This window comes from Methylobacterium sp. 1A (assembly GCF_058072805.1).
Map to the genome: position 1 here is coordinate 1,661,808 of NZ_JBYQVE010000002.1, position 26,550 is coordinate 1,688,357.

A 26,550-nucleotide genomic window follows, 5' to 3' on the forward strand; every position below is an offset into this window, starting at 1 on the left:
GGCGCCGGCCGCGCCGGTGCCGGGGGGCGCGGCTCAGTGGCCGCTGTCGGTCGCGTTGCGGGTGGTCTCGTAGAGGAACCACGTCCGCTCCTCGGACTGGTCGATCCACTCCTCGAGCTGCGAGGTGGTCGCCACGTCGCCGGCCTCGTCGGTGACCCCGTGGAGCGTCCGCATGTTGGCGGTGAGGGCCTTGTTGTCGTCGCGCAGCTCCTTGAGCATGTCGAGGGGCGAGACGTACTCGGCATCGTTGTCGGCCACGCGGGTCAGGCTCTTGGCCTGGCCGAGCGAGCGCAGGACCGTGCCGCCGATCTTGCGGGCGCGCTCGTTCACCGCGTCGATGATCTCGAAGATCTGGGCCGACTGCTCGTCCAGCAGCAGGTGGTAGTCGCGGAAATGGGGCCCGCTCATGTGCCAGTGGAAGTTCTTGGTCTTGATGTAGAGGGCGAACAGGTCCGAACTCAGGACCGTCAGGCCCTCGGCGATCGTCCGGACGTCGCTCGGATCGAGGTCGGTCGGGGTGTTGAGGCGCGCGCTCTCGATGCGGCTGCTCGGCTTGGCCTTGGCCATGGTCGTCTCCAATGCGATTCGCTGGCTCGGCGCGCCGCTCCGTCACGCCGCGGAGGGGCGAACGCGCCTTCTGCAGGCCAATGGCCGGCCCGCCAGGATGTTCCGGCGTGCTGAGAATCGCATAGCTGGGTTGGCTTTAGCGGGTAGGTTCGACGGATTCCAAACTGCGGTGCTCGGTAACGGGCCGCTCCGGCGACGGCTTCGCCGGTGCGGGCCTGACCGGCGCGGGCCCGACCGTCGCGGGCCCGACCGTCGCGGGCTTGGCCGCGGCAGCCCGCGCGGGAGCCGGCTTCGCGTCGTGGGCGGCACCGGGCCGGGGCGGGGCCGGCGCGGTGGCGGGGGCCGGCTTCGCGGCGTCCGCGCCCGCCGCGGGCGGGATCGCGCCGGTGGCGGCGGGCTCGGGCGCCGGCGTGTCGAGGTTGTAGATGTCGTCGCGGAAATGCGCCTTCCCGTCCGGCGTGGCGAAGCCGGTGAGGTACACGAAGGTGACCGGAATCGGCTTGGTGAGTTTGATGTCGCGGCGCTCGCCGTCGGCGATGCCGGTCTCGATCTCGATCGGCCCCCAACTCGTGCCCGGCCCGTTGGGGCCGTCCGTGCCCTGCAGCAGCCAGCCGACCAGCTCCTTCACCTGTCCGACCCGGACGCAGCCGTGGCTGTGGAAGCGCACGCTCGCGGCGAAGAGCGACTTCGCCGGCGTATCGTGCATGTAGACGGCAAAGCGGTTCGGCATGTCGATCCGCACCTGGCCCAGCGAATTGTCGAGGCCGGAATCCTGGCGCAGCGTGTAGTTGACGGCCTTCTGGCCCGCCCAGTCGATCCGGGTCGGGTCGACCTCGCCCGCCGGGCCCAGGATCCGGATGCGGTTCTTGGCGAGGTAGCCCGGGTTCTTGCGCATCGCCGGGATGATCTCGTTCTTCACCACCGAGGCGGGGACGGTCCAGGTCGGGTTGAAGTTGATGTCGGTGATCCGCGTCTCGACGGACGGCGTCGCCTTGTCGGGGGAGCCGACCACCGCGACGTAGCGGCGCGCCACGGCGCCGTTCTCCACCGCCTCCACGGCGGCGGACGGGATGTTGACCACCACGTAGCGCTCGCCGAACGGGAATTTCGAGCCCATCAGCCGGGCCGCGGAGGCGGCGAGCTGGCGCTGGCGCACCGCGGCCGGCACGTTGAGCGCGTTGATCGTGAGCCGGCCAAGGATACCGCTGTCGGGCAGGCCGTGACGCCCCTGGAACGCCGCGATCGCCGCCACCAGGGGCGGGTCGAGGCGGTCGTTCGCGGGGGCATCCGCCGGCAGGTCGCCGGTCAGCGTCAGGTGGTGGCGCAGGGCGGGGATCGCCGGGTGGCGCTCGCCGGGCTTGAGGCGCGCGAGATCGTCTGGCAGCCGCTCCCAGCCCCCGGCCTCCGCGAAGGCCGCGTAGCGCTCGGCCGCCCGGAGCGTGTCGAGGAACGTCCGGGGCGTCAGCGTCGGGTTCGGGTCGGCGGAGACCTTGGCGTAGACCAGCGGCGCCGGCTCGCGGGACCTCTTCGCCGCTTCCTGAGGCTTGGCCGGCTGGGACTTGGTCTCGGCCGATCGGGCGTCGGACGCCTTGCTCTCCGACGCCTTGCTGTCCTGGGCCTTCGCGTCCTGTGCCCTGGCATCCTGCGCCTTGCCCTGCGCCGGGACGGGCTCCGGCGCGGCCTCGGTCGCCCGGGGCTCGGCCGGCCTGGTCTCGGCCGGCCTGGTGTCGGCCCGCTTGGCCTCCGCCGGCTTGACGGCCGCGCCCTTCGCCTCACCCTTCGCCTCCGGTGCGCGGGGCTCCTGGCTCTTCGCGGTCTCGCCCGCGGCGGGCGGCACCGCGACCGGCGCGGCGAGCGGCGGCACCGGCGCGGGGCCGCCCTGCGCCGCGCCGGTCCCCTGCGCCAGGGCGACGCCGGGCGCTCCGAGCAGGGCCAGCAGGGACAGGCCCGCACCCAGCGCGGCGTGCGGGCGGGCGTGACGGCGGGGCTGGACCGGGACCATACGCAACACTCCCGACGCGCTCAGTCGGCGCGACCGGGCCGGATGATGGGCCGGCGTGGTTACCAATCTCCTCCGACCCCGAGAGCGGGCAGGATCGGGATTTACGATCCCGCCATTGATTCATCCGCGTGTGACGGCGCGGAAGTCGGTCGGCGTGAACGTCGCGCTCATACATTCATGCGTTGCTGGCTCCGGCGCCCACGTCTTTGCGCGCGGAGCGAAGCGATCCAGACGGCGCGACGCCGCCCGTCGTCGCGCTGCCCCGGGTCACTTCGCTCCGCCCGCGATGACGGAGTAGGACACCTTCATCGAAGCGTTCCGTCGGACACCGCGTGGCCGGGCCGCCACGGCTGCCCAGGCCCGGACAGGAGATCGGTCCCCAGCATGCCGGATTCCGGTGATCCGATCCCGAGGACGATGCCCTACCTGCCGCAGCTCGACGGGGTGCGGGCGCTCGCCATCCTGATCGTGTTCGCGGCCCATTGCGGCTACGGCCACGTGGTGCCGGGCGGCTTCGGCGTGACCGTCTTCTTCTTCCTCAGCGGCTACCTGATCACCACGCTCCTGCGGATCGAGCGGGCGCGGACCGGAACGGTGTCGCTTCCGGCCTTCTACCTCCGGCGGAGCCTGCGCATCCTGCCGCCCATGTACCTGACCCTGCTCGCCTCCGGCGCGCTCTACGCGGCGGGGTGGCTCGACTGGATGCCGGTCGCGCCGGCGGCGGTCCTCGGGCAGGCGACCTTCCTGACGAACTATCCCGGCCTGTTCGGCACCGAGGCGGTGCTGCCGGTGCCGCTCTGGAGCCTCGCCATCGAGGAGCATTTCTACCTCGTCTTCCCGCTGGTCTTCCTGCTCTGGCTCGGGCGCCTGCGGCCGCGCCGCGCGGCCCTGGCCTGCCTGGGGCTCTGCGCGGCGGTCCTGGCGATCCGGTGCGTCAACGTCTGGCGGCTGCCGGATTACAGCCTGAACTACAGCTGGACCCACACCCGGATCGACGCGATCCTGTTCGGGTGCTGCCTCGGGCTGTGGAACAACCCGGTGGTCCCGGCCGACCGGGCGTGGCGCCCCGCGCCCTGGCACGTGGCGGCGAGCCTCGCGGTGATCCTCGGGACCCTGGCGGTCCGCGATCCCGCCTTCCGGGAGAGCCTGCGCTACACGCTCCAGAGCGCCGCCCTGTTCGTGCCCTTCGTGTACCTGCTGCACGGCGAGGGACCTCTGGTGCGGCTGCTGGCCAGCCGGCCTATGCGCCGGCTCGGTCTCTGGTCCTACAGCTTCTACCTCGCGCACATGACCGTGGTGGCCCTGGTGCTGCACCTGCGGCCCGGGCTGCACGGCGTCGGCCTGATGCTGGCGGCCTTCCCGGTGACCCTGCTGTGGTGCTGGGGCATGTACGGCCTCGTCGAGCGCCCCTGCGCGCGCCTCCGCCGCCGGCTCCTGGCGGACCGGCCGCCGGAGCCGAGCCTGGCCGAGGACGGCCGCCGGGCCGGTGTCACGCCCGCCTGAGCTTCTCGCGGGCGGCCCTGTGATCGGGCGCGGCCTCGAAGGCCGCCTTCATCGCGTGCCACAGGGGCTTGCGCCGGAACTGCGCGTCGAGCGGCAGCGCCCGCTGCGGCAGGCCGTCGGGCCGCTTGCGGTAGGGGTGGTCGTTCAGCCACGTGTCCGGGTCGTAGATGTCCCAGGTCAGGACGTCGAGGCAGGCGGGCTCGTCCAGCACCACGTCGAGGTAGCGGCGGGCGTAATCGGCCACCATCCGATCGCGGGTCGCCACGTCGGACGGGAAGTCGCGGTCGTCGATGTCGAGCTCGGTGATCTCGATGCCGAGGCCCATCTGGCCGATCTCGCGCAGGAAGCGCCGCAGCTGGCCCTGATCGATCGGGATCGTGCTGGTGAGGTGCGACTGGAGCCCGAAGCGCCGGATCGGCACGCCCCGGGACAACATCGCCTCCAGGCGGCGCAGGACCTTGGTGCGCTTGGCCTCCATCCAGGGCACGCCCTGCTCCACCGCGTCCTCGTTCCACGTGCCGGCGGCGGCCGGATCGGTCTCGTGCAGGATGCGGAAGGCGAGGTCGACGTAGCCGGGGCCGATGGAGGCGAGCCAGGGCGAGTCGCGCAGGCCGCCGCCGCGGTCTGGGTCGGACTCGTTGCCGAGGATCTCGTTGACCACGTCCCAGGCGACGATCTGGCCGCGGTAATGGCCCGCCACCGTCTCGATCCAGCGCCGCATGAAGTCCTCGGCCTGGACGGCGCTCGCCCGGCCGAGCAGCGGTCCGACCCAGGGCGGCAGCGCCGCGTGCCAGACGAGCGTGTGGCCGCGCATGCGCTGGCCGTTTCCCCTCGCGAAGCGCAGGATGGCGTCGCCGCGGGCGAAGTCGGTCTTGCCCGGCGCCGGCAGGACCTCCTCCATCTTCATCTCGGTGCCGCAGACGAGGATGCCGCATTCCCGCGCCACCGCCTGCCGGTAGGCGGGCGTCGCGTCGAAGCGGTGGAACGGCACCTCGCAGCCGTATGTCAGGCCCTTGGCGGCCGCGGCGGCCTGGAGGCTGTCGGCCGACCAGGACGGCCGGCCGAGGGGACCGAACCCCGCCGGGCCGGCCGCGCGCGCCGCGCCGGCGAGGCCGAGGGCGGCCGCGCCGGCGAGGATCGACCGGCGGTGCGGGAGAGGGGGCATCCGGGTGCTTCGTTCCGTGACGTGCCCGCCACCCTAGCAGAAGCCGCCGCGGCGGCGATCCGCTGGTTCTGCCGGGGCGGCGCGGGACCGCGGCGCGAACTCGCCTTCCGCCCGGGGCGCCCCATCTGATGGGCGCCCGTCAGCCGAGGATCCGTCATGAGCCAGCACCCCGCGATCAGTCCGGGCCGCAGCGCGGTCGTCACCGGGGCTGCGAGCGGCATCGGGCTCGCCGCCGCGCAGGCCTTCGCCCGGGCCGGCATGAACGTCTGGCTCGCCGACCTGCCGGGCCCGGCCCTGGACGCGGCCCGGGCCGCCGTCGCCGAACTCGCCGCCGTCGAGGTGCGCGCCGTGCCCACCGACGTGTCGGACCGGGGCGCCGTCGAGGCCCTGGCGACCGCCGTCGCCAAGGGCGGGCCGCCCGCCCTGGTGATGCTGAACGCCGGGATCGAGGCCGGCGGAAAACTGTTCTCCGACGCCGACACCTGGACGCGGATCCTGGGCACCAACCTCGGCGGCGTCGTCAACGGCATCCACGCCTTCGCGCCCGGGATGATCGAGGGCGGCAGGCCCGGGGCGATCATCGTCACGGGCTCCAAGCAGGGCATCACCACCCCGCCGGGCAACGCGCCCTACAACGTCTCCAAGGCGGGCGTGAAGGCGGTCACCGAGGCGCTCGCCCACGAGCTGCGCAACCGGGAGGGCTGCCACACCACCGCCCACCTGCTGATCCCGGGCTTCGTCTATACCGGGCTCACCAAGGCCCGCGGCGTCGCCGAGAAGCCCGCCGGGGCCTGGACGCCCGACGAGACCGTGGCCTTCCTGCTGGAGCGGCTCGCCGCCGGCGATTTCTACATCCTCTGCCCCGACAACGAGACCACGCGCGCCCAGGACGCGAAGCGGATCGCCTGGGCGTCCGGCGACATCGTCGAGAACCGGCCCGCCCTCTCGCGCTGGCACCCGGACTACGCCGAGGCGTTCAAGCGCTACATGGAGGGCTGAACCCCCGGCGGCCCGCTGCCCTGGGTCACTTCGCTCCGCTCGTGATGACGGAGGAGCGAGACCCGCTGCGTGACTGCGCGGGATGCCACGATCGCCGTCTTTGCGAGCGCAGCGAAGCAATCCAGGGATCCGCGACGCCGGACCCGTTCACGCGAGATCGGGATACAGGTCGTTCCAGTCCGGATTCATCGCCTCGATCAGCGCGAGCTTCTTCTTCCGTGAGCCCGCCTTGATCTGCTTCTCGCGGGTGATGGCCTCATTCATCGTCGGATAGCGCTCGTACCAGACGAGGCGTTGGCAAGCGTAGCGGCTCGTGAAACCGGCAAGCAGCGCCTCCCGGTGCTCGTAGACCCGCCTGGCGAGGTTCGAGGTCACGCCGGTGTAGAGCGTGCCGTTGCGGCGGCTCGCCATGATGTAGACGGCCGGCTCGCGCACAGAGGCTTCCTTCATGGCCGGTGCGCAGGACGACTCGCCCCGCGCCGCTCTGGGTTGCTTCGCTGCGCTCGCAAAGACGTGGCGCCCTATCGATGAGCGTGGCGCCTGTCGATTGCCCCGGCCTTGGCGCCCCTCGTCTGGCGAAGCCCTTGCACACGGGCTAGGTCAGTGCGACGCAGCCGCCGCACGAGACCAGCGCACGACAACCGGGAGCCGCACTTGGCCACGATCATCCCCGTCGCTTCCTTCGACTGCGTCGTGTTCGGCGCCACCGGCGATCTGACCGCGCGCAAGCTCCTGCCGGCCCTGTTCTACCGATTCCGCGACGGCCAGATCCCCGAGACCAGCCGGATCATCGGCGCCTCGCGCTCGGAACTGTCCCTCGACGCCTTCCGCGAGCACGCCCGCGACGCGCTCAAGCGCTTCGTGCCGGCGGCCGACCTGTCCGACGACATGCTCCACCGCTTCCTCGACCACGTCGACTACGTCGCGGTGGACGGGGCCGGCGACAGCGGCTGGACCGACCTCGTCGCCAAGCTCGACGAGCGGCCCGACCAGGTCCGGCCCTACTACCTCGCCACCTCGCCCGACCTCTACGGCTCGATCTGCCGCAACCTCGCCGCCCACGGGCTCGTGGGGGAGAAGTCCCGCGTCGTGCTGGAGAAGCCGATCGGCAAGGACCTGAAATCGGCCCGGGCGATCAACGACGCGGTCGGCGAGGTCTTCCCCGAATCGCAGATCTTCCGGATCGACCACTATCTCGGCAAGGAGACGGTCCAGAACCTGCTCTCGCTCCGCTTCGCCAACACGATCTTCGAGCGGCTCTGGACCTCCGACGTGATCGACCACGTCCAGATCACGGTCGCCGAGACGGTGGGGGTCGAGGGCCGGGCCGGCTACTACGACACGTCGGGCGCGATGCGCGACATGCTGCAGAACCACATCCTGCAGCTCCTCTGCCTCACCGCCATGGAGAGCCCGCTCAATCTCGAGGCGAACTCCGTCCGCGACGAGAAGCTCAAGGTGCTGCGCGCCCTGAAGCCGATCACCAGCCAGGACATCCCGCTGGTGACGGTGCGCGGCCAGTACGTGGCGGGCGCCGTCGACGGCAAACCGGTCGAGGGCTACCTCGCCGAGCTCGGCCACGAGAGCCGGACCGAGACCTTCGTGGCCATGAAGGTCGAGATCCAGTCCGGGCGCTGGGCCGGGGTTCCGTTCTACCTGCGCACCGGCAAGCGCCTCCCCCAGAAGCTCTCCGAGATCGTGGTGCAGTTCCGCGCCTCGCCGTTCTCGATCTTCCCCGAGGAGGCCTTCGGCCGCGAGCCGAACCGCCTCGTGATCCGCCTGCAGCCGCAGGAGGGCATGAAGCTCGAGGTGATGACCAAGGACCCGGGGCCCGGCGGCCTGCGGCTGCGCCCGACCGACCTCGACATCTCCTTCGAGGAGACCTTCAAGCAGCGCTACCCCGACGCCTACGAGCGCCTGCTGATGGACGTGGTCCGCGGCAACGCGACGCTGTTCATGCGCCGCGACGAGGTCGAGGCGGCCTGGGCCTGGGCGGACGGCGTGCTCAAGGCCTGGGCCGACCGGCCCGAGGCGCCGCGGCCCTACCCGGCCGGGAGCTGGGGCCCGACCGCCGCCATCGCGCTGATCGAGCGCGACGGCCGGACGTGGCACGAGGAATTGCGGTAACGACGCGCCGCGGCTCACGGCCAAGCTGCCTTGATACGGTCAAGCCGGATGTGAAATCTGTCGGCGCTGCCGGCGACCGCCCCGCCAGAGGGTGGAGACGGCGCAGCACGAGGGATCATCACATGCTGGACCATCATCGGGACGCGGCCGTCCAGGCCGAGCGTCGCCTGGAGCGTTCGGTCGCCGCCGCCCTGCGCGTCATCGCGGCCGCCCACGACGAGCGGCAGGCGCCGCCGGTCACCGCGGCCCGCCGCCGCCTGAGCGAGGTCTACGGCGCCACCCGCCTGGCCCGGCGCCTGGAGCAGGAGCGCCGGACCGCCTGAGACACGCCGTCTTCGCGAGCGTGGCGACGCGATGACGGAGCCTAGACGGCGGCGTCCCAGGTCTCGCTGAGTGGGACGGTTCCGCGGACCAGCCGGGCGCGCAGCACGACGTCGCCCGGCGGCACCGGCTCCGGCGGGCGCCACTCGACGTAGATCCGCCAGCCTCCGGTCTGCGGCACGAAGTTGGCCACCGGATCGTGCAGCGTGCCGGCGCTGGCCGAGACCTCCGCGGCGACCGCGTCGTCGGGACCCTTCGGCAGGCCCGGACCCTCGAAGTCGATGACGCAGAGCCGCCGCCGCGGGTCGGGCGGGTTCGACGGGCGCAGGCGCTCCGCCGAGCCGAGTCGCGTCGACGTCACCCGGGCGAGGGCGGTCTCCGGGATCGCCGGCACGGGCTCGGCCCCCACCGTGGTCAGCCCGTAGCGGACGTGCAGCGGCGCGCCGGGCTGCGCCGGGGCCGCCGGCACGAAGGCCGCCACGATGTTGTCCATGTACTCCTCGCCCGACGGGATCTCGAAGAGCTGCACGGCGCCGTCCGCGAAGGCGCCCCTGGGGGAATCCGGCGCCACCCAAAGGCCCGGCCGCGCCTCGTGGCGCGCCTCCACGTCGAGGTAGGCCGCGAAGCTCCGCTCCCGCTGCAGCAGCCCGAAGCCGGCGAGCGGCCGGGCCGCGAAGGCGGAGATCTGCGGCTGCGCCCGCCCGTTGACCAGGGGCCGCCAGATCCGGTCGATCCGCGCCGGGTCGGCCCCGGCCGCGACGCACAGCCCGTCGGAATCGTGCACCTGCGGCCGGAAATCGTCGAACGGCTTGGCGCCCCGGGCCCCGGGCCCGTTCTGGCCGTACAGGAACATGCTGGTGAGCGGCGCCAGCCCGAGCTTCGGGAGCGCCCGGCGCGGGTGGAGCGCCGCGGTGACGGCGATCCGGGCCGGGTCGCCGGGCGCGATCTCGAACCGGTAGGCGCCGGCCACGCTCGGGCTGTCGAGGAGGGAGAGCACCGTGAGGGTGCGCGCCTCCGGCTCCGGCTCGCAGATCCAGTGGGCGACGAAGTCGGGGAATTCCTCGCCCTCCGGGGCGCCGGTGCCGATGGCGAGCCCCCGGGCCGAGAGCCCGTATTCCTGGTTGGCCGCGCGCAGGCGGAAGTAGGAGGCGCCCAGGAAGACGAGGAACTCCTCCTGGAAACCCTTCGGCCGCCAGGCGGGCGTGTCCGGGAAGGCGTAGTGCAGGCGGAAGCCCGCGAAGCCGAGATCCGCCGGGAAGCCCTGGCCGGCGAGCCGCGTGCCCAGGTCGAACAGCCCCGTGTCGTAGGGGATCGGCCGCGCGGGCCCCCGGAGCGGCTGGAGGTGGAGCGCCACGCGCCGGCGCTGCAGGAAGCCGCGGTGGAACAGCTGGGCGCTGAAATGCGCGCCGAGCCGCAGGCTCGCGTCCGGCCGGAAGGTGATCGCGCGGTAGCCGTCGTAGTCGAGGGCGGCGAGCGCCGGCGGCAGGTCCTCGGGCGGCGGGGCGTAGGGCGCTGCGGCGCGCTGCGCCGCCTGCGCCGACAGGCTCTCGAAGGTCATCGCGTCGCCCTGCGGCGGAAGCGCCGGCCCGGCCCACGTTCTGGACCCATTCAGATCCGTCGCGCTAGGTAGAACCGTGCCGGCAGCCGCGGCCAGGACTGTTCGAAGAACGCGGCGCCGGGAGGGGGGATTGATCCGTTCGGCTTCCGGCGGCCTGGGCTGCCGGGTCGGCTCCGTATCCTCACCCCGCACATCGATATCCACGGTCATCGGTTCCCGGCCCCGCACGGCCGGGCGGCCGGCAGCCTTCCACGGTCGAGTTCCTCGCGCCATGTCGTCACGCGTCACCTCCTCCGCCGAGCGGTCGCACCGGAACGCGGCTCCCGCCATACCCGATCCGTCGGAGAACGCAGCCTGCCGCGAGGTCTGGACCGACGCGCCGCGCGGCGCCCTGCGCGCCCGCCGCCTCGCCCTGGCCGTCCCGAGCCTCGCCACCGCCGGCGGCCTCGTCTGGCTCGCCGCGCTCGCCTACCCGGCGGGTGTCAGCCCGCTGGCCTGGGCGGTCCTGGTGCTGTTCGGCCTCGTGATGGGCTGGCAGGCCTTCGTCGCCTGCCAGTACGTCTACGGGTTCGTCGCGGCCCTCCTGGGCGACCGGGCGACGTCCGCGCTGGAGCGCCGCTCCGAGCAGGCGGGCGCCGTGCCGGCCGGGGCCGGACGCACCGCCGCCGTGGTGGCGATCCACGCCGAGGACGCGGTCGCGGTCTTCGCCCGCCTGCGGGTGATGGCCCGGTCGCTCGCCCGCGCCGAGGCGCGGGGCATCGACATCTTCGTCCTCTCCGACACACGGGACGGCGCGATCGCCGCTGTGGAGGAGCACGAGTACGCCCGCATCCAGGCCTGGGCGGCCTCCGACCCGGCGCTGCCGCGGATCCGCTACCGGCGCCGGACGGAGAATGTCGGCCGCAAGGCCGGCAATATCGGCGAGTTCTGCCGCACCTACGGCGGCGAGTACGCCTTCATGATCGTGCTGGACGCCGACAGCCTGATGACCGGCGCGGCCATGGGCCGGCTCGTCGGGCTGATGCAGGCGAGCCCGCGCACCGGCCTGATCCAGACCGTGTCGTACGCGGCCGGCCGGGACACGCTCTTCGCCCGCATCCAGCAATTCGCCGTCCGGCTCTACGCGCCGCTGGCCCTGCGCTGCCTGGAGACCTGGCAGGGCCCGGAGGGCAGCTACTGGGGCCACAACGCGATCCTGCGGGTCGAGGCCTTCGCGGAGAACGCGCAGCTCCCGAAGCTCCCGGGCCGGGAGCCGCTCGGCGGCGAGATCCTCTGCCACGACATCGTCGAGGGCGCGCTGATGGTGCGCGCCGGCTGGGAGGTGCGGCTGCTGCCCGAGATGGGCGGCACCTGGGAGGAGATGCCCACCAACCTCGTCGACCTGCTCGGCCGCGAGCGCCGCTGGTGCCAGGGCAACCTCCAGCACCTGCGGGTGCTGCCCTGGGCGGGCCTTCACGGCGCGAGCCGCTGGCACCTCTTCGTCGGCATCCTCTCCTACGGGGTGCTGCCGCTCTGGATCGCCTTCCTGGGCCTCGCCGCGTGGCAGGCCGCCCGGACCGGCGATCTCGGCCTCCTGGCCTACGGGCTGACCGGGCAGGGCGCCGCCGCCCACGCGCTCGCCGCCCTCAGCGTCGCCGTGCTGGCCCTGCCCAAGCTCCTGAGCCTCGGCCACGTCCTCGCTTCGCCGGAGCGCCGGGCGGCCTTCGGCGGCACGCGGGCGCTGCTCGCGAGCGCCGCCCTGGAGCAGGCGGTGTGGGTGGTCCTGTGGCCGGTCCTGACCCTATTCACCGCCGGCGCCGTGGTCTCGACCTTCTTCGGCCGGGTGGTCCGCTGGGAGACGCAGGACCGGGACGACCGGCAGGTCTCCTGGGCGGAGGCGTTCCGGCTCCAGGCCGACGCCGTGGTGGTCGGCGCACTGATGGTGCTCGCCCTGGTCCTCGTCGGGAACCCGTGGCTCGCCCTCTGGCTGGCGCCGATCGCCCTGGCGCTGCTCACGAGCCCGGCCCAGAGCGTCTGGACCAGCCGCGCCGATCTCGGCCGCGCCGCCCGGGCGCGGGGTCTGTTCCTGAACGCCGACGACACCGCGCAGGCGCCGGAACTCGCCGAACTCGCCCAGCTGCGCGGCCTGCCCGCCGCGCCGGCCCCGCTCCGCCCGGCCGCGCGCGAGCCGGCGATCTGGCTCGCCGCCGACGAGGCCTGACGGGGGGGCGAACGCGCGGATCCGCGCCCGTCATCCAGGCTCTTACGGCCAAGCTGCCACAGTGTTGCCATCGAGTCACGGGCGGGCGGAACCGCCCCGGCCGGGCGGTTTCAGGCTTGGATTTGAGGCGCGAGCGTTTACCCCTTGGCGAGGATCGGCACGGCATCGTGCCGCGGTCTTCGCCGCGTTCCCGCCATAGTCCGCGCCTGCCCCGAGAGGCTTTGATGCGTCGTTTTCTCCCCGCCCTGATCGGGCTTCTCGGCGCGGCCGCCTGCGCCGCGCCGGCACTGGCCTACGAGATCGACCCGCTGACCCGCCAGCCGCTGAACGACGCGCTCACCGTGCGCGTCCGCCCGCAGGCCGTCGAGACCGTCGCGGTGCCGGTGGCCAACGCCGCCCTGAATCCCGCCGACCCGCTGAGCGCCGACGCGGCGGTCCCGCAGATGTCGGCGATCCCGCGCGAGACGGTGGCGTATAACGGCCCCTACGGCGCCGGCACGATCGTCGTCTCCACCGCCGAGCGGCGGCTCTACTACGTGCTCGGCGGCGGCCAGGCCCTGCGCTACGGCGTCGGCGTCGGCCGGCCGGGCTTCACCTGGGGCGGTGTGCAGACCATCACGATGAAGCGCGAGTGGCCGGATTGGCGCCCGCCGTCGACCATGCTGAAGCGCCGGCCCGACCTGCCGCGCTACATGAAGGGCGGCCTCGAGAACCCGCTCGGCGCCCGCGCCATGTATCTCGGCGGCTCGATCTACCGCATCCACGGCTCCAACGAGCCGGAGACGATCGGCACCGCCGTCTCGTCGGGCTGCATCCGCATGACCAACGACGACGTGACGGACCTCTACACCCGCGCCAAGGTCGGCACGAAGGTCATCGTCCAGCGCTGATTCCTTTTCGGAGCTTCGACGAGGGGGCCGGCCGCGAGGTCGGCCCTTTTTGCGTTTCGTAGGGTTTCCGGTTGATGGCTTCGGCACGGCCGTCTTTTGCGAGCGGAGCGAAGCAATCCAGCGGCGCCACGCCTGCAGAGGTCGCGCTGCCCTGGGTCACTTCGCTTCGCTCGTGATGACGGGATAGGCACATCAACCGAAGCGTTCAAACGGAAACCGGATCACGGCAGCGTGACCAGCGCGTCCGGACGCTTCACCTCGATCTCGATGAACGCGATCGGGTGGTCGGACCCGTTCATCACGTCGTGCCGGATGCCCGCGGGACGCATGTACGATTGCCCGGCCGCGAGCGCCGTCTCGCTGACCGCCGCGCCATCGTGGACGCGCAGGATCCCGTCCACCAGCATCACCACGAAGTAGGGCCAGCCGTGCTCGTGCCAGCCGGTCACGCCGCCGGGCGGGAAATCCCAGCGGGTGATGCGCACGGCGGCGTCGTCCTGCTGGATCGTGGGCGTCGCGGGGATGGTGCAGGCGAAGGCCATGGCGGCTCCGAAGGTGCGGGCTGACGGGTGCGCGGCTCGACGCCGCCGTCATCACGAGCGCAGCGAAGCGACCCAGGGATGCGCGACGCCGAAAATCGTGGCGCCACTCTGGATTGCTTCGCTCCGCTCGCAAAGACGAGGCTCGGGGCCGGAGTAAGCGGGAGCGGCTGCCCTCAGTGGCAGCCGCACGAGCCCGACCCGCAGCCCCCGCCCTGCTTCACCGGGGCGGTGCGCGCGGTCTCGCGGTCCAGTCCCCGCTCGGCGAGCTCGCCGAGATAGGTGTTCCAGCGCGTCTCGTACTCGCGGCCCAGCGTGTGGAGGTAGCCCCAGCCGTAGATGCCGGTGTCGTGCATGTCGTCGAAGCCGAGCTTCACCGCGTAGTTGCCGACCGGCTCCACCGCCAGGATGGCCACGGCGCGCTTGCCGCCGATCACCTTCCGCTCCAGCGGCGAGTGCCCCTGCACCTCGGCCGAGGGGCTCGACACCCGCAGGTACTCGGCCGGCAGGGCGTAGCGCGCCCCATCCTCGAAGGCGACGTTGAGCACCCGCCGGTCGGCCGACAGGCGGATCTCGGTCGGCCACAGATCCTCGCTCACGGGTCACACTCCTCACGCAATCTGGGACTGCGGCGCGGGATCGGCTTGCCCGCGACCGCCGGTGGCATCATATGCCGGACGATGCTCGATGACAGCTCCCTGACGCCGCAGACGTCCGCGGTCGGCGCGCCCGCCGGGCCCGCGCCGCTGATCGACCCGTTCCAGCGGGCGATCTCGTACCTGCGCATCTCGGTGACGGATCGCTGCGACCTGCGCTGCGCCTACTGCATGTCCGAGCACATGGAGTTCCTGCCCAAGCGCGACCTGCTGACCCTGGAGGAGCTGGACCGGCTCTGCGGCGTGTTCATCGCCCGGGGCGTGCGCAAACTCCGGATCACCGGCGGCGAGCCGCTCGTGCGCCGCGACATCATGCACCTGTTCCGCCGGCTCTCGCGCCACCTCGATTCGGGGGCGCTGGAGGAGCTGACGCTCACTACCAACGGCACGCAGCTTACCCGCTACGCCGACGAGCTGGCGAGCCTGGGCGTGCGCCGGATCAACGTCTCGCTCGACACCCTCGATCCGGACAAGTTCCGGGAGATCACTCGGCGCGGCGACCTCAAGGTGGTGCTCGACGGCATCGCGGCGGCGCGGGCCGCCGGGATGAAGGTGAAGATCAACGCGGTGGCGCTCCGCGACATCAACGCCGACGAGATCCCCGGCATGATCGCCTGGGCGCACGGCCTCGGCATGGACATGACGCTGATCGAGGTGATGCCGCTCGGCGAGATCGAGGCGGACCGGACCGACCAGTTCCTGCCCCTGTCGGTCGCCCGGCAGCGCCTGGAGACCCGCTACACCCTGACGCCGCTGCCCGACCGCACCGGCGGCCCGGCGCGCTACGTGCGGGTCGAGGAGACCGGCGGGAAGCTCGGCTTCATCACGCCGCTGACCCATAATTTCTGCGAGAGCTGCAACCGGGTCCGCCTGACCTGCACGGGCCAGCTCTACATGTGCCTCGGCCAGGAGGATTCGGCCGACCTGCGCGCGGTCCTGCGCGCCTCCCAGGACGACGCGGTGCTGGCCGCGGCGGTGGTCGAGGCAATCACCCGCAAGCCCAAGGGCCACGACTTCGTCATCGAGCGCCAGCGCCCGGCCGCCGTGCCGCGGCACATGAGCGTGACGGGGGGCTGACCGCCTCCGTCTTTGCGAGCGCAGCGAAGCAACCCAGGGCAGCGGGCCCTTCCCGACCGTAGCGCATCCCTGGATTGCTTCGCTGCGCTCGCAAGGACGGACGCGCTCACATCTCCTCGTCGGCGTAGCGGGCCTGCTGCCGCCCGCGCTGGCCGGATCCCCGCCGCGGCGCGCCTGCGCTGATCCCCGCCACCAGGTCGGCGATGTGGCGGAGCGTCTCCACGGAGAGCGCCTTCTCGCCCTCGCCGCGGCCCTGCGGGATCAGCGCCTTGGCGAAGCCGAGCTTCTGCGCCTCCTTCAGCCGGGAGCCGGCCTGCGCCACGGGCCGGATCGCCCCCGACAGGCCGATCTCGCCGAAATAGACCGTCTCGGGCGGCAGCACGGCCCCCGACAGCGATGAGACCAGCGCTGCCGCCACCGCCAGATCCGCTGCCGGCTCGGTGATGCGCAAGCCTCCGGCAACATTCAAATAGACGTCGTGGCTGCCGAGCCGGATGCCGCCGTGGGCTTCCAGCACGGCGAGCACCATCGACAGCCGATTCGGGTCCCAGCCGACCACGGCGCGCCGGGGCATGCCGAGCGACGAGGGCGCCACCAGCGCCTGGATCTCCACCAGCAGCGGCCGCGTGCCTTCCATGCCGGCGAAGACCGCGGTGCCCGCCGCCTGATGGTCGCGGCCCGCCAGGAACAGGGCGGAGGGGTTCGGCACCTCGCTGAGGCCCGCGTCGGTCATCTCGAACACGCCGATCTCGTCGGTGGGCCCGAACCGGTTCTTCACGGCGCGCAGGATGCGGAAATGGTGGCCCTGGTCACCCTCGAAGGAGGCGACCGCGTCGACCATGTGCTCCACCACGCGGGGACCGGCAATCTGCCCGTCCTTGGTGACGTGGCCGACCAGGATCACCGCCGTGCCGGTGGTCTTGGCGAAGCGGATCAGCGCCTGCGCGGAGGAGCGCACCTGCGTGACCGTGCCGGGGGCCGATTCCACCGTCTCGGTCCACATGGTCTGGATCGAGTCGATGATCGCGAGCGCGGGCGGGCGCCCCTGGCTCAGGGTCTCGACGATGTCCTCGACGTTGGTCTCGGCGGCGAGCTGGACCGGGCGCGCGCTCAGGCCCAGCCGCTCGGCCCGCAGGCGCACCTGCCCGACCGCCTCCTCGCCCGAGATGTAGGCGACCCGCTCGCCCGTGCCCGCCATGGCGGCCGAGGCCTGCATCAGCAGGGTCGACTTGCCGATGCCGGGATCGCCGCCGAGCAGGATCACCGAGCCGCGCACGAAGCCGCCCCCGGTCACCCGGTCGAGCTCGCCGATCCCCGAGGGGATGCGCGGCGCCTCCTTGGCCTCGCCGGTCAGGCCCTCGAGGGGGAAGACCCGGCCGCGATTGCGCGACGGCCGGGTCGCGGCGGGGCCGGACTGGCCGGGGGCCGAGGGCGCCTCCTCGACGATCGTGTTCCAGCCGTTGCAGGCCTCGCAGCGTCCGCGCCAGCGATTGTAGACCGCCCCGCAGGACTGGCAGACGAAGGTCTGGTGGATCTTGGCCATACGGGTCCGGGCGCCGGCGATCCGGCGTGTCAGGGTGGAGTCGCGTCAGCCTACATAAGTTCGAACATACCGAGAACCCAGCCCGGTCAGGATCTCGTACCCGATCGTGCCGGCGGCGCGGCCGACCGCGTCGATGTCGAGGCTGTCGCCGATCAGCACCGCTTCCGCGCCGCGCCGGGCCGCGGGTGCCGCCGTGACGTCGAGGATGATCAGGTCCATGGAGACGAGGCCCAGGATCGGGCACGGGACGCCGCCGACCAGCGCGTGGCCGCGGCCACTGATCGCCCGGGGGAAGCCGTCGGCGTAGCCGAGCGAGAGCGTCGCCAGCCGGCTCGGCGCGGCGGCGGTCCAGCGGCCGTTATAGCCCGCGGTGGCACCGGCCGCGACGCCGCGCACCTGCGCGATCGCCGCCTCCAGCCGCACCACCGGGCGCATCGGGTTCGCGGCGCCCGGCGTCGGGTTGCCGCCGAACAGGGCGTAGCCCGGCCGCAGCAGGTCGTGCCGGGCCCCGTCGAGGAAGACCCCGGACGAGTTCGCCAGCGAGGCCCGGAGCCCGGGATAGGCCGCCCGGACCCGGGCGAAATCGGCGATCTGCCGGGCGTTGACCGGGTCCTCCGGCTTCTCGGCGCTGACGAAGTGGCTGAGCAGCAGGTCGATCCCGGCGGCCGCGATCCGCGCGTCCCCGGCGAGGTCCAGCGTCTCGGGCACCGACAGGCCGAGCCGGTTCATGCCGGTATCGACGTGGAGCGCCGCGGGCGGCCGGTTCCCCGGGAACGCCGCCCAGTCCGACAGCTCCTCGACGCTGCCGAGCACCGGGCGCAGACCGTGGGCCGCGAAGGCCGCCGCGGCGCCCGGGGGCAGACCGTTCAGGACGTAGATCGCGGCGTCCGGCAGGGCGGCCCGGGCGGCGACGCCCTCGGACAGGTGCGCGACGAAGAAGGTCCGGCATCCGGCGGCCCACAGGGCCGGCCCGACGCGGCCGACGCCGCAGCCGTAGGCGTCGGCCTTCACCACGGCGGCGCAGTCGGCGCCCGCGCCGCGGGCCGCCAGGATCCGCCAGTTGGCCGCGATCGCCCCGAGGTCGATCGTCAGCCGGGCGCCGTGGGCGCCGATCTCCGTCACAGGTCCGGCCTCGGACACGCGGAACGCCTCCATCCATTCGCCACCGGGAGTCCGGACGCGCGGACCGGACCCCGGGCGCGACCCATAGCACCGGGACGGTGCCCGGGTGGAGCCGGGCATTCCGCGCGGCGGCGCGCGCCACGGTGATCGGCGCGTCCGATGCACGGTCTGATGCATGGACGGCACAGGCGCGCGATCAGGCGGGCGCGCCAGGGTGACGGCCGAGGTCGGGCTTGGTATAAATCCGCCGCGGTCCGGGGGAGCCGCACGGCCGACGCGCTATCCCCGCGGGTACCAAAAAGCTCAACGATGCCGTTTACCGTCCTGGATCTCGCCGTGCTCGGCATCGTCGCGGTCTCCGCGCTGCTCGCGGCCGTGCGTGGTGTGACCCGCGAGGTCCTGGCGATCGTCGCCTGGGTGGCGGCCGCCGCGGTCGCGTGGACGCTCCACCCCATGCTGCTGCCCACCGTGAAGCAGCACGTGAACAGCGACACCGTGGCGCTCGTCGCCTCGATCGCGGCGATCTTCCTCGGCACCCTGATCGTCGTGTCGATCATCACGGTGAAGATCTCCGACGTCGTGCTCGACTCGCGGATCGGCGCGGTCGACCGCTCCCTCGGCTTCCTGTTCGGCGCGGCCCGCGGGTTCCTGATCTGCGTGATCGGCTGGGTGTTCCTGTCGTGGCTGGTGCAGGGCAAGGTGCCGGACTGGGCCGCCCAGGCCCGCACGCGCCCGATGCTGGAGAAGTCCGGCGACGCCCTGGTGGCGCAGCTGCCCGAGAATCCGGAAGGCTTCCTCAAGCAGTTCAAGAAGCCGAAGACCGGCGCGCCGCCGAGCGATTCCGCCGACGCCCCGGCCGAGACCGACGCGGCGCCGCAGCGCCGGACCGAGACCGCGCCGACCCCGACGCGACGCTGATCTGCGGTATTCGCCGTAGGTCTCGTCGCGCGGAACGCCTAGATAGCGGTTCCGGTGGTGTACGGATTGCTTCCGCGACGACCGGCGCGCCGGCCCGTCGCCGCCGGGATCTGTGAGTGATCGACAGCCCCATGTCACACGCCGCCGCCACCACCGACACCTTCGATCTCGATCTCGACGGCGACACGCTCCGCGAGGAGTGCGGCGTCTTCGGCATCTTCGGCCATCCGGACGCCTCGGCGATCGTCGCGCTGGGCCTGCACGCCCTGCAGCACCGGGGCCAGGAGGCGGCCGGCATCGTCTCCTTCGACGGCGCGGTGTTCCACTCCGAGCGACGCCCCGGCCTCGTCGGTGATTCCTTCTCGGACGGGGACACGATCGCCCGCCTCAAGGGCCGCGCCGCCATCGGGCACGTGCGCTACTCGACCACTGGCGGCACGATCCTGCGCAACGTCCAGCCGCTCTTCGCCGAGCTCGCCAGCGGCGGCCTCGCGGTCGCCCACAACGGCAACCTGACCAACGCCCTGTCGATCCGCCGCGACCTCGTGCGCGACGGCGCGATCACGCAGTCGACCTCCGACACGGAGGTGATCCTGCACCTCGCGGCCCGCTCGCGGAAGCCGCGGATCATCGAGCGGTTCATCGACGCCCTGCAGGCGATCCAGGGCGCCTACGCGATCGTGGCGCTCACCAACAAGAAGCTGATCGGCGCCCGCGACCCGCTGGGCATCCGCCCGCTGGTGCTGGGTGAGCTCGACGGCCGCTACATGCTGGCCTCCGAGACCTGCGCGCTCGACATCATCGGCGCCCGCTTCGTGCGCGACATCGAGAATGGCGAGATCGTGGTGATCTCCGAGGAGGGGATCGAGTCGATCCGCTTCGCCGACGCCGTGCCGATGCGGCCCTGCATCTTCGAGTACATCTACTTCGCCCGGCCGGACTCGGTGGTGAACGGCAAGAGCGTCTACGCGGTGCGCAAGGCGATCGGCCGGGAGCTGGCCCGCGAGGCCGCGGCGCCCGCCGACATCGTCGTGCCGGTGCCGGATTCCGGGGTGCCGGCGGCGCTCGGCTTCTCGCAGGAGACCGGGATCCCGTTCGAGATGGGCATCATCCGCAACCACTATGTCGGCCGGACCTTCATCCAGCCGACCCAGTCGGTGCGCGAGCTCGGCGTCCGGATGAAGCACTCGGCCAACCGCGCGGCGATCGAGGGCAAGAGCATCGTCCTCGTGGACGACAGCCTCGTGCGCGGCACGACCTCGGTGAAGATCGTCCGGATGATGCGCGAGGCCGGCGCCGCGGAGGTGCATTTCCGGATCGCCTCGCCGCCCATCACCTACCCGGACTTCTACGGGATCGACACGCCCGAGCGGGAGAAGCTGCTCGCCGCGACCCACGATCTCGAGGCGATGCGCAAGTATATCGGCGCCGATTCGCTGGCCTTCCTGTCGATCCCCGGCCTCTACCGGGCGATGGGCGAGGAGGCGCGCAACGCGGCCTGCCCGCAATACACCGACCACTGCTTCACGGGCGACTACCCGACGGGCCTGACCGACCTGACCATCGCCGGCCCGAAGCGCTTCGCCATGCTGGCCGAGGCCGACTGAGCCTCTCCGGAAGGGCGCGACCGGCAAAGCAGAAACACGGCTTCGGCACAGCCGTCTTTGCGAGCGGAGCGAAGCAATCCAGGGTAGCGCAACATCGGTGAGCATGGCGCCGCCTGGATTGCTTCGCTGCGCTCGCAAAGACGCGGGTCGGGGCCATCGACCGAAAGTGGTCGAAAGGGCCCGGTTACTGGCCATTTGAAACCGGACTCCTCGACCCTTGGCGCGGGAATGCGCTACGTGCTCCCCATGGCTGACTCCCAAAGACCCCTGGAAGGCCGCGTCGCGGTCGTCACCGGCGCGTCCCGCGGCATCGGGCGCGCCGCCGCCCTCGCGCTGGCCGGGGCCGGCGCGCACGTCATCGCGGTGGCCCGGACCGTGGGCGCCCTCGAGGAGCTCGACGACGCGATCCGCGCCGCCGGCTCCAGCGCCACCCTGGTGCCGTTCGACCTCGCCGACTACGACGCCATCGACCGCCTCGGCGCGGCGATCAACGAGCGCTGGAAGCGCCTCGACATCCTGGTCGCCAATGCCGGCATCCTCGGCGCGCTCATGCCGATCGGCCACATCACCCCGAAGATCTGGGGGCAGGTGATGGACGTGAACGTCACCGCCAACTGGCGCCTGATCCGCTCCCTCGACCCGCTGCTGCGCATGTCGGACGCGGGCCGCGCGATCTTCGTCTCGTCGGGGGCGGCCTCGAAGTGCCGGCCCTACTGGGGGCCCTACTCGGTCTCGAAGGCGGCACTGGAGGCCCTGGTGCGGACCTACGCGGCCGAGAACGAGAGCACGGCGATCCGGGCCATGCTGCTCAATCCCGGCCCCCTGCGGACCGGCATGCGCCGCTCGGCCATGCCCGGCGAGGACCCCGAGACCCTCCGGACGCCCGAGGAGCTCGCCCCCCATTTCGTGCGGCTCGCGGCGCCGGACTGGGCCGAGACCGGCAAGCTCTACGATTTCCCCACAGACCGGGTGCTGAGTTTCCGCGCACCCGAGTGAGCCCCTGCGCTGCTATTCGAACGCACATCCCACCGCCTGCCTCATCCTGAGGTGCCGGAGCGAAGCGGAGGCCTCGAGAGAACGGCCCGGAGGTCGCGCGATCCCTGGAGCCCTCCTTCGCGGTCCGCTCGCGCGGGCATCTCGGGATGAGGGGTTGTATGGGACGGGCCTGATCTTCCTCTCTGAGTTCATCACGATGATCGACGTCCGCTGCATCTGCGCGATCGGCCTGCGAGGCCAGCTCGGCCTCAACGGCCACCTGCCCTGGGAGGGCAACACCGACCCGCTCTTCGTGGAGGACGTCACGCGCTTCTTCGCCCTCACCATGGGCCACGTGCTGATCGCCGGGCCGAAGACGGTGGCCTCGGTACCCGAATTCGCCTTCAAGGACCGCACCATCGACGTGATCCGCAGCCACGAGGATCCGGAGGCGGTGCTCAAGCGCTATCCCGGGCGGCGGATCTTCGTCGGCGGCGGGATCGCGGTGTGGAACGTCTACGCGCGGTACATCCAGAACTGGGACATCACGCGCCTGCCCTACGACGGCGAGGCCGACCGCTGGTTCGACCCCGCCTGGCTGGTCGGCGGGCCGCTGCGGACGCCCTGAGCGGCACCTTCCTGCGGGCCGGCGCGTTGGCGCACGCGTCGCGTTTCCGGAGACCACGATGAGCGCCCCCAGCTACCGCTTCGGCATCGAGGAGGAGTACTTCCTGGCCGATGCCGAGACCCGGGGGACGCCGCGGGGCGACCTCGCCGCCTTCCACGCGCGGGTCAAGGCGGAGCTCCCCGAGACGGGCCGCGAGCTGGTCGCTGCGCAGGTCGAGGTCTGCACGCCGCCGCTCACCGACGCGGCGGCCGCCCGCGACAACCTCGGCGGCCAGCGGGCGCAGCTCGCCGGGATCGCGGCCGAGAACGGCCTCCGGCTGCTGGCCTGCGGCACGCACCCCCTCGCGCGCTGGTCGCGCCAGACCGCCACCGACGGCGCGCGCTACAAGGGCATCCTGTCGGATGTCGGCATCGCGGCGCGGCGGGCCCTGATCTGCGGCATGCACGTCCACGTCCAGGTTCCGGACCCCGACGCCCGGGTCGACCTGATGAACCGGCTGCTGCCGTTCCAGCCGCTGCTGCTCGCGCTGTCGGCCTCCTCGCCGTTCTGGCAGGGCGAGGCGACGGGCCTGCGGGCCTACCGGCTCAGCGTCTTCGGGGAATTGCCGCGCACCGGCCTGCCGGAACTGTTCACTGACTCGGACGCCCACGCGCGGTTCGTCGCCATCATGACCCGGTCGGGCGCCATCGCGGACGCGAGCTTCCTGTGGTGGTCGCTGCGGCCCTCCATCAAGTTCCCGACCCTGGAGCTGCGCATCGCCGACGCCTGCACGCGCCTCGACGATTCGCTCTGCGTCGCCGCGCTGTTCCGCTGCCTCGTGCGCCTGTGCGCGCGCCGGCCGGACCTCCATGCCGGGCTCGACGGCGTCTCGCGGGCGCTGGCCTCGGAGAACCTCTGGCGCGCCCAGCACAGCGGCGTCGCCGCGTCCCTGATCGACGAGGCGCGCGGCGAGGCCGTGCCGTTCGCCGAGGCGCTGGAGGCGGTGCTCACGCTGGTGGCCGAGGACGCGGACGCCCTCGGCTGCGCGGCGGACGTGGCCCGCGCGCGGGCGATCGTGGCCGAGGGGACCAGCGCGGACGGGCAGATCGCGGCCTACGAGGCCGCGCTCGCCGCGGATCAGGACGAGCGCGCCGCGCTGGCGGCCGCGGTGGACTGGATCGCCGACGCGGCGCGCTGAGCACTGCCGCATCCGCGCCGTCATCACGAGCGGAGCGACGTGACCCGGGGTGCCGCGACCTCGACCAGCGCGGCGCGACACTGGGTTGCTTCGCTCCGCTCGCAAGGACGACCGGAGCTCGGATCAGCCCTTGTCGAACGGGTTCTGTGAGGTGCGCAGGGACAGGCGGATCGGCGTGCCCGGCAGGTCGAACGCCTCGCGCAGGCCGTTCACGAGGTAGCGCGTGTAGGATTTCGGCAGGGCGTTGAGCTGGTTGCCGAACAGCGCGAAGTGCGGCGGCCGGCTCTTCACCTGGGTGGCGTAGCGGATCTTGATCCGCCGGCCCGACACCGCCGGCGGCGGGTTGCGGGAGGTGGCCTCGTTCAGCCAGTCGTTGATGCGCGAGGTCGAGACGCGCCGGTCCCAGACCTCGGCGGCCTGCACCACCGCCTGCATCAGCTTGTCGACACCGTCGCCCGCGAGACCCGAGAGCGGCACGACCCCGACGCCGCGCACCTGCGGCAGCAGCCGGGTGCAATCCTCGCGGAGCTGCTTGAGCAGGCCCGGCTGGTCGGCGACCAGATCCCACTTGTTGAGGCCGATCACCAGGGCGCGGCCCTCGCTCTCGACGAGGTCGACGATGGTGAGGTCCTGCTTCTCAAACGGGATCGTCGCGTCGAGGAGCACCACCACCACCTCGGCGAAGCGCACGGCGCGCAGGCCGTCCGAGACCGCGAGCTTCTCCAGCTTGTCGTCGATCCGGGCGCGGCGGCGCATCCCGGCGGTGTCGTGCAGCTTGATCCGCCGCCCGCGCCACTCCCAGTCCAGGGAGATCGAGTCGCGGGTGATGCCGGCCTCGGGGCCGACGAGCAGCCGGTCCTCGCCGAGCATGTTGTTGATCAGGGTCGACTTGCCGGCATTCGGGCGGCCCACGATCGCAACCTTCAGGGCGCGGCCGCCGGGGGCGTCGTCGTCGGAATCCTCGTCCTCGTCGCGCTGGGGCAGGGCGCCCTTGAGCGCCTCGTGCAGCTCGCCCAGGCCCTCGCCGTGCTCGGCGGAGAACGGGATCGGGTCGCCGAGCCCGAGGGTGAAGGCCTCGTAGGCGCCGGCGAGGCCGGCGCCGCCCTCGGCCTTGTTGGCGATCAGGATCACCGGGCAGCCGGCGCGGCGCACCAGCTCAGCGAAGGGCTGGTCGGCCGGAAGCACGCCGGCGCGGGCGTCGATCACGAACAGGACCACGTCGGCGGCGAGGATCGCCGCCTCGGTCTGCATCCGCATCCGGCCCGTGAGGGTCTTCTCGTCGGCCTCTTCCAGGCCGGCGGTGTCGATCACCCGGAACTGGAGGCCGCCGAACGCGACGTCGCCCTCGCGCCGGTCGCGGGTCACGCCCGGGCGGTCGTCGACCAGCGCGAGCTTCTTGCCCACGAGGCGGTTGAACAGGGTCGACTTGCCGACGTTCGGCCTCCCGACGATCGCGACGGTCGGCATATCCATGGTGGTTCTCGAGACAGTCCGGACGATGAAATCAGCGCGTAATCGGCGGGGGCGGCGCGGCGGGCTCGGGCTTGGCCGCGGTCACCGTCACGGGACCGCCCGCCACGATCGCCGCGTAGACCTCGATCCGCTCGCGCAGGTTCCGTGGCGTGTCGGGATCGGCCACGATCTGGTCGAACCAGCGGCTGGCGTCCTCGTAATCGCCCTTCTTCAGGGCGGCGAGGCCCAGCATCTCGCGGGCGGTGTGGCGGAACGGGGTCCCGGCCGCGAGGCCCTGGAGGTTGGCGAGCGCCGGATCCGGGTTCTGCCCGTCGAGGCGCAGCAGCGCGGCGCGCAGGCGCGCGAGGTCGCGCAGGCCGTCGCCGAGGCCGGTATCGTCGGCGAGCTTGTCGAACTCCGCGGCCCCGGCCGCCGGGTCGCGCTTGCCGGTCTCGGCCGCCGCCCGGAACCGGGCGAGCAGGCGGTAGCCCGCCGGACCCTGCGCCTCGAGGGCGTCGAAGGCCTTGTCGGCCTCCGCGACCTTGCCGTCCTTGGCGAGGCGGTTGGCGTCGTCGAACTGCACCGAGGCGACCTCGGCCGCCGCGCGCTGCTGGGCCTGCCAGTAGCGCCAGCCCGCGACGCCCGCCACCAGCAGCACGGCGAGCGCGATGATCACGCCGCTGTAGCGCTTCCAGATCTGGAGGATCCGGTCGCGGCGGTAATCCTCGTCGACCTCGCGGAGGAACTCGTTGTTCTCGGCCATTCTATCCCGGCCCGCATGATCTCAGCGGGCCACCTCGTCGCGTTCGGGCCCCGCGCCTAACACACGGGCGCCGGGTTGGCGACAGGCCATGTCTCGGGGCCGCCTCGGGTGTCGTCTCGGGGGCCGGCTCAGGCCGGGGTACCCGGCCAGACCGGCACGCCGATCACCGGGTAGTGCAGGTAGCGGGCGAAGACGAACCACGCAGCCGTGCCGATCACCAGGGCCAGGACGTCGTTGCGCCAGCCCAGCGGGGCCGCCGCCGGACCGCCGTGCTGGGCCGCGACCGCCCCCGGAGCGAGGCCCCGGCGCTTGGCGCTGATCCGCGCGGTCACCGCCCAGGCGAGGAAGCCGCCGAACAGCAGTATCGAGCCGAGATCGCCGTTGGCGAGGAGGTGTGCCGTCGCCCAGATCTTCACGGCGAGCAGCATCGGGTGCTTGGCCTTGGCGCGGATATGGCCCGGCAGGTAGGCGGCCGCGAGGCACACGAAGGCGGCCCAGACCAGCGTCAGGGCGAGGTGGCGCGTCCAGACCGGCGGGTCCCAGACCGGGATGTAGCCAGCGAGCCGGTAATCGTGGAAGCCGATCCCGATCAGCACGAGCCCGAGCAGCGAAAGGGCGGTGTAGCCGAGCTTGTAGCGGCCCTCGCCGATCCGGCCGACGATCGCGGCGCGGCGGGTGCGGGCCATCGAGAAGGCGTGCGTGCCGAGGAACAGCACCAGCCCGAGGATCAGGAGAACCATGGATGACTTTCGGTCGGGCCG

The 26,550-nt window shown here is 72.4% G+C and carries 24 protein-coding genes; 12 read left to right on the forward strand and 12 right to left on the reverse strand.

All coding sequences use genetic code 11. The annotated features are described in order from the left end of the window. Window positions 1–33: 33 nt before the first annotated feature. Window positions 34–567, reverse strand: a complete 534-nt coding sequence (locus ACX9MN_RS27905) for a Dps family protein (protein WP_020093819.1) — start codon at window positions 565–567, stop codon at window positions 34–36. Between the two features lie 136 nt (window positions 568–703). Then, window positions 704–2,569: a L,D-transpeptidase family protein gene (locus ACX9MN_RS27910; protein ID WP_489726037.1), complete on the reverse strand. Its 1,866-nt coding sequence runs from the start codon at window positions 2,567–2,569 to the stop codon at window positions 704–706. A 384-nt stretch (window positions 2,570–2,953) separates the two neighbouring features. Between ACX9MN_RS27910 and ACX9MN_RS27915 the strand changes: the two genes are divergently transcribed. Further along, window positions 2,954–4,072, forward strand: coding sequence for an acyltransferase family protein (locus ACX9MN_RS27915; RefSeq protein WP_489726038.1), 1,119 nt, complete (start codon window positions 2,954–2,956; stop codon window positions 4,070–4,072). On the opposite strand, the gene ACX9MN_RS27920 is transcribed toward ACX9MN_RS27915, so the two are convergent. Further along, window positions 4,059–5,237: an endo-1,4-beta-xylanase gene (locus ACX9MN_RS27920; protein WP_489726039.1), complete on the reverse strand. Its 1,179-nt coding sequence runs from the start codon at window positions 5,235–5,237 to the stop codon at window positions 4,059–4,061. The genes ACX9MN_RS27915 and ACX9MN_RS27920 overlap by 14 nt on opposite strands. Window positions 5,238–5,393: 156 nt before the next feature. Here ACX9MN_RS27920 and ACX9MN_RS27925 point away from each other — a divergent pair, with 156 nt between their 5' ends. Then, on the forward strand, window positions 5,394–6,236 hold the full coding sequence (locus ACX9MN_RS27925) for an SDR family NAD(P)-dependent oxidoreductase (protein WP_489726040.1): 843 nt from the start codon (window positions 5,394–5,396) through the stop codon (window positions 6,234–6,236). Window positions 6,237–6,383: 147 nt separating this feature from the next. Here ACX9MN_RS27925 and ACX9MN_RS27930 read toward each other — a convergent pair whose 3' ends face one another. Beyond that, entirely contained in the window at window positions 6,384–6,671 is a 288-nt protein-coding gene (locus tag ACX9MN_RS27930) for a GIY-YIG nuclease family protein (protein ID WP_331297676.1), read from the reverse strand. Window positions 6,672–6,890: 219 nt separating this feature from the next. On the opposite strand from ACX9MN_RS27930, the gene zwf reads away from it, so the two are divergent. Continuing rightward, a complete protein-coding gene (gene zwf / locus ACX9MN_RS27935) occupies window positions 6,891–8,363 on the forward strand; it encodes a glucose-6-phosphate dehydrogenase (protein WP_020093813.1) in 1,473 nt (490 codons plus the stop codon). A gap of 122 nt (window positions 8,364–8,485) precedes the next feature. Then, complete coding sequence (locus ACX9MN_RS27940; RefSeq protein ID WP_056523710.1) at window positions 8,486–8,686, forward strand: hypothetical protein; 201 nt, start codon at window positions 8,486–8,488, stop codon at window positions 8,684–8,686. Window positions 8,687–8,727: 41 nt separating this feature from the next. On the opposite strand, the gene ACX9MN_RS27945 is transcribed toward ACX9MN_RS27940, so the two are convergent. Continuing rightward, window positions 8,728–10,242, reverse strand: a complete 1,515-nt coding sequence (locus ACX9MN_RS27945) for an OpgD/OpgG family glucan biosynthesis protein (protein ID WP_489726041.1) — start codon at window positions 10,240–10,242, stop codon at window positions 8,728–8,730. Window positions 10,243–10,513: 271 nt separating this feature from the next. On the opposite strand from ACX9MN_RS27945, the gene mdoH reads away from it, so the two are divergent. Both mdoH and ACX9MN_RS27955 read left to right on the forward strand, forming a co-directional pair. After that, on the forward strand, window positions 10,514–12,442 hold the full coding sequence (mdoH, locus tag ACX9MN_RS27950) for a glucans biosynthesis glucosyltransferase MdoH (protein ID WP_489726042.1): 1,929 nt from the start codon (window positions 10,514–10,516) through the stop codon (window positions 12,440–12,442). Between the two features lie 224 nt (window positions 12,443–12,666). Further along, entirely contained in the window at window positions 12,667–13,332 is a 666-nt protein-coding gene (locus ACX9MN_RS27955; RefSeq protein ID WP_091681796.1) for a L,D-transpeptidase, read from the forward strand. A 221-nt stretch (window positions 13,333–13,553) separates the two neighbouring features. Here ACX9MN_RS27955 and ACX9MN_RS27960 read toward each other — a convergent pair whose 3' ends face one another. Both ACX9MN_RS27960 and ACX9MN_RS27965 read right to left on the reverse strand, forming a co-directional pair. After that, window positions 13,554–13,874 carry a cupin domain-containing protein gene (locus tag ACX9MN_RS27960; RefSeq protein ID WP_091980002.1) on the reverse strand — a complete coding sequence of 107 codons (321 nt, stop codon included), beginning with the start codon at window positions 13,872–13,874 and terminating at the stop codon, window positions 13,554–13,556. A gap of 173 nt (window positions 13,875–14,047) precedes the next feature. Beyond that, complete coding sequence (locus tag ACX9MN_RS27965; protein WP_056523722.1) at window positions 14,048–14,470, reverse strand: gamma-butyrobetaine hydroxylase family protein; 423 nt, start codon at window positions 14,468–14,470, stop codon at window positions 14,048–14,050. Between the two features lie 81 nt (window positions 14,471–14,551). On the opposite strand from ACX9MN_RS27965, the gene moaA reads away from it, so the two are divergent. Continuing rightward, entirely contained in the window at window positions 14,552–15,604 is a 1,053-nt protein-coding gene (moaA, locus tag ACX9MN_RS27970) for a GTP 3',8-cyclase MoaA (protein WP_489726043.1), read from the forward strand. Between the two features lie 106 nt (window positions 15,605–15,710). On the opposite strand, the gene radA is transcribed toward moaA, so the two are convergent. After that, window positions 15,711–17,147 (reverse strand): DNA repair protein RadA, encoded by a 1,437-nt coding sequence (radA, locus tag ACX9MN_RS27975; RefSeq protein WP_091681792.1) that lies wholly within the window; start codon window positions 17,145–17,147, stop codon window positions 15,711–15,713. Window positions 17,148–17,192: 45 nt separating this feature from the next. Further along, window positions 17,193–18,302, reverse strand: a complete 1,110-nt coding sequence (gene alr / locus ACX9MN_RS27980) for an alanine racemase (protein ID WP_489726044.1) — start codon at window positions 18,300–18,302, stop codon at window positions 17,193–17,195. A 276-nt stretch (window positions 18,303–18,578) separates the two neighbouring features. Here alr and ACX9MN_RS27985 point away from each other — a divergent pair, with 276 nt between their 5' ends. From ACX9MN_RS27985 to ACX9MN_RS28005, 5 genes are all read left to right on the forward strand, one after another. Beyond that, a complete protein-coding gene (locus tag ACX9MN_RS27985) occupies window positions 18,579–19,187 on the forward strand; it encodes a CvpA family protein (RefSeq protein WP_056523728.1) in 609 nt (202 codons plus the stop codon). 131 nt (window positions 19,188–19,318) lie between these two features. Then, a complete protein-coding gene (gene purF, locus ACX9MN_RS27990; RefSeq protein ID WP_489726045.1) occupies window positions 19,319–20,794 on the forward strand; it encodes an amidophosphoribosyltransferase in 1,476 nt (491 codons plus the stop codon). Between the two features lie 246 nt (window positions 20,795–21,040). Next, the gene (locus ACX9MN_RS27995) at window positions 21,041–21,790 is read left to right on the forward strand and encodes an SDR family NAD(P)-dependent oxidoreductase (RefSeq protein ID WP_489726046.1); all 750 of its coding nucleotides are present in this window, start codon (window positions 21,041–21,043) and stop codon (window positions 21,788–21,790) included. 196 nt (window positions 21,791–21,986) lie between these two features. Continuing rightward, entirely contained in the window at window positions 21,987–22,397 is a 411-nt protein-coding gene (locus ACX9MN_RS28000; RefSeq protein ID WP_012320823.1) for a dihydrofolate reductase, read from the forward strand. 58 nt (window positions 22,398–22,455) lie between these two features. Next, window positions 22,456–23,574, forward strand: a complete 1,119-nt coding sequence (locus ACX9MN_RS28005; protein ID WP_091927366.1) for a carboxylate-amine ligase — start codon at window positions 22,456–22,458, stop codon at window positions 23,572–23,574. Window positions 23,575–23,697: 123 nt separating this feature from the next. On the opposite strand, the gene der is transcribed toward ACX9MN_RS28005, so the two are convergent. The 3 genes from der to ACX9MN_RS28020 form a co-directional block, all read right to left on the reverse strand. Then, on the reverse strand, window positions 23,698–25,047 hold the full coding sequence (gene der, locus ACX9MN_RS28010) for a ribosome biogenesis GTPase Der (RefSeq protein WP_489726047.1): 1,350 nt from the start codon (window positions 25,045–25,047) through the stop codon (window positions 23,698–23,700). Between the two features lie 31 nt (window positions 25,048–25,078). Continuing rightward, complete coding sequence (locus ACX9MN_RS28015; protein WP_091927367.1) at window positions 25,079–25,789, reverse strand: tetratricopeptide repeat protein; 711 nt, start codon at window positions 25,787–25,789, stop codon at window positions 25,079–25,081. A gap of 128 nt (window positions 25,790–25,917) precedes the next feature. Further along, a complete protein-coding gene (locus ACX9MN_RS28020; RefSeq protein WP_100252756.1) occupies window positions 25,918–26,529 on the reverse strand; it encodes an NnrU family protein in 612 nt (203 codons plus the stop codon). Window positions 26,530–26,550: the final 21 nt, after the last annotated feature.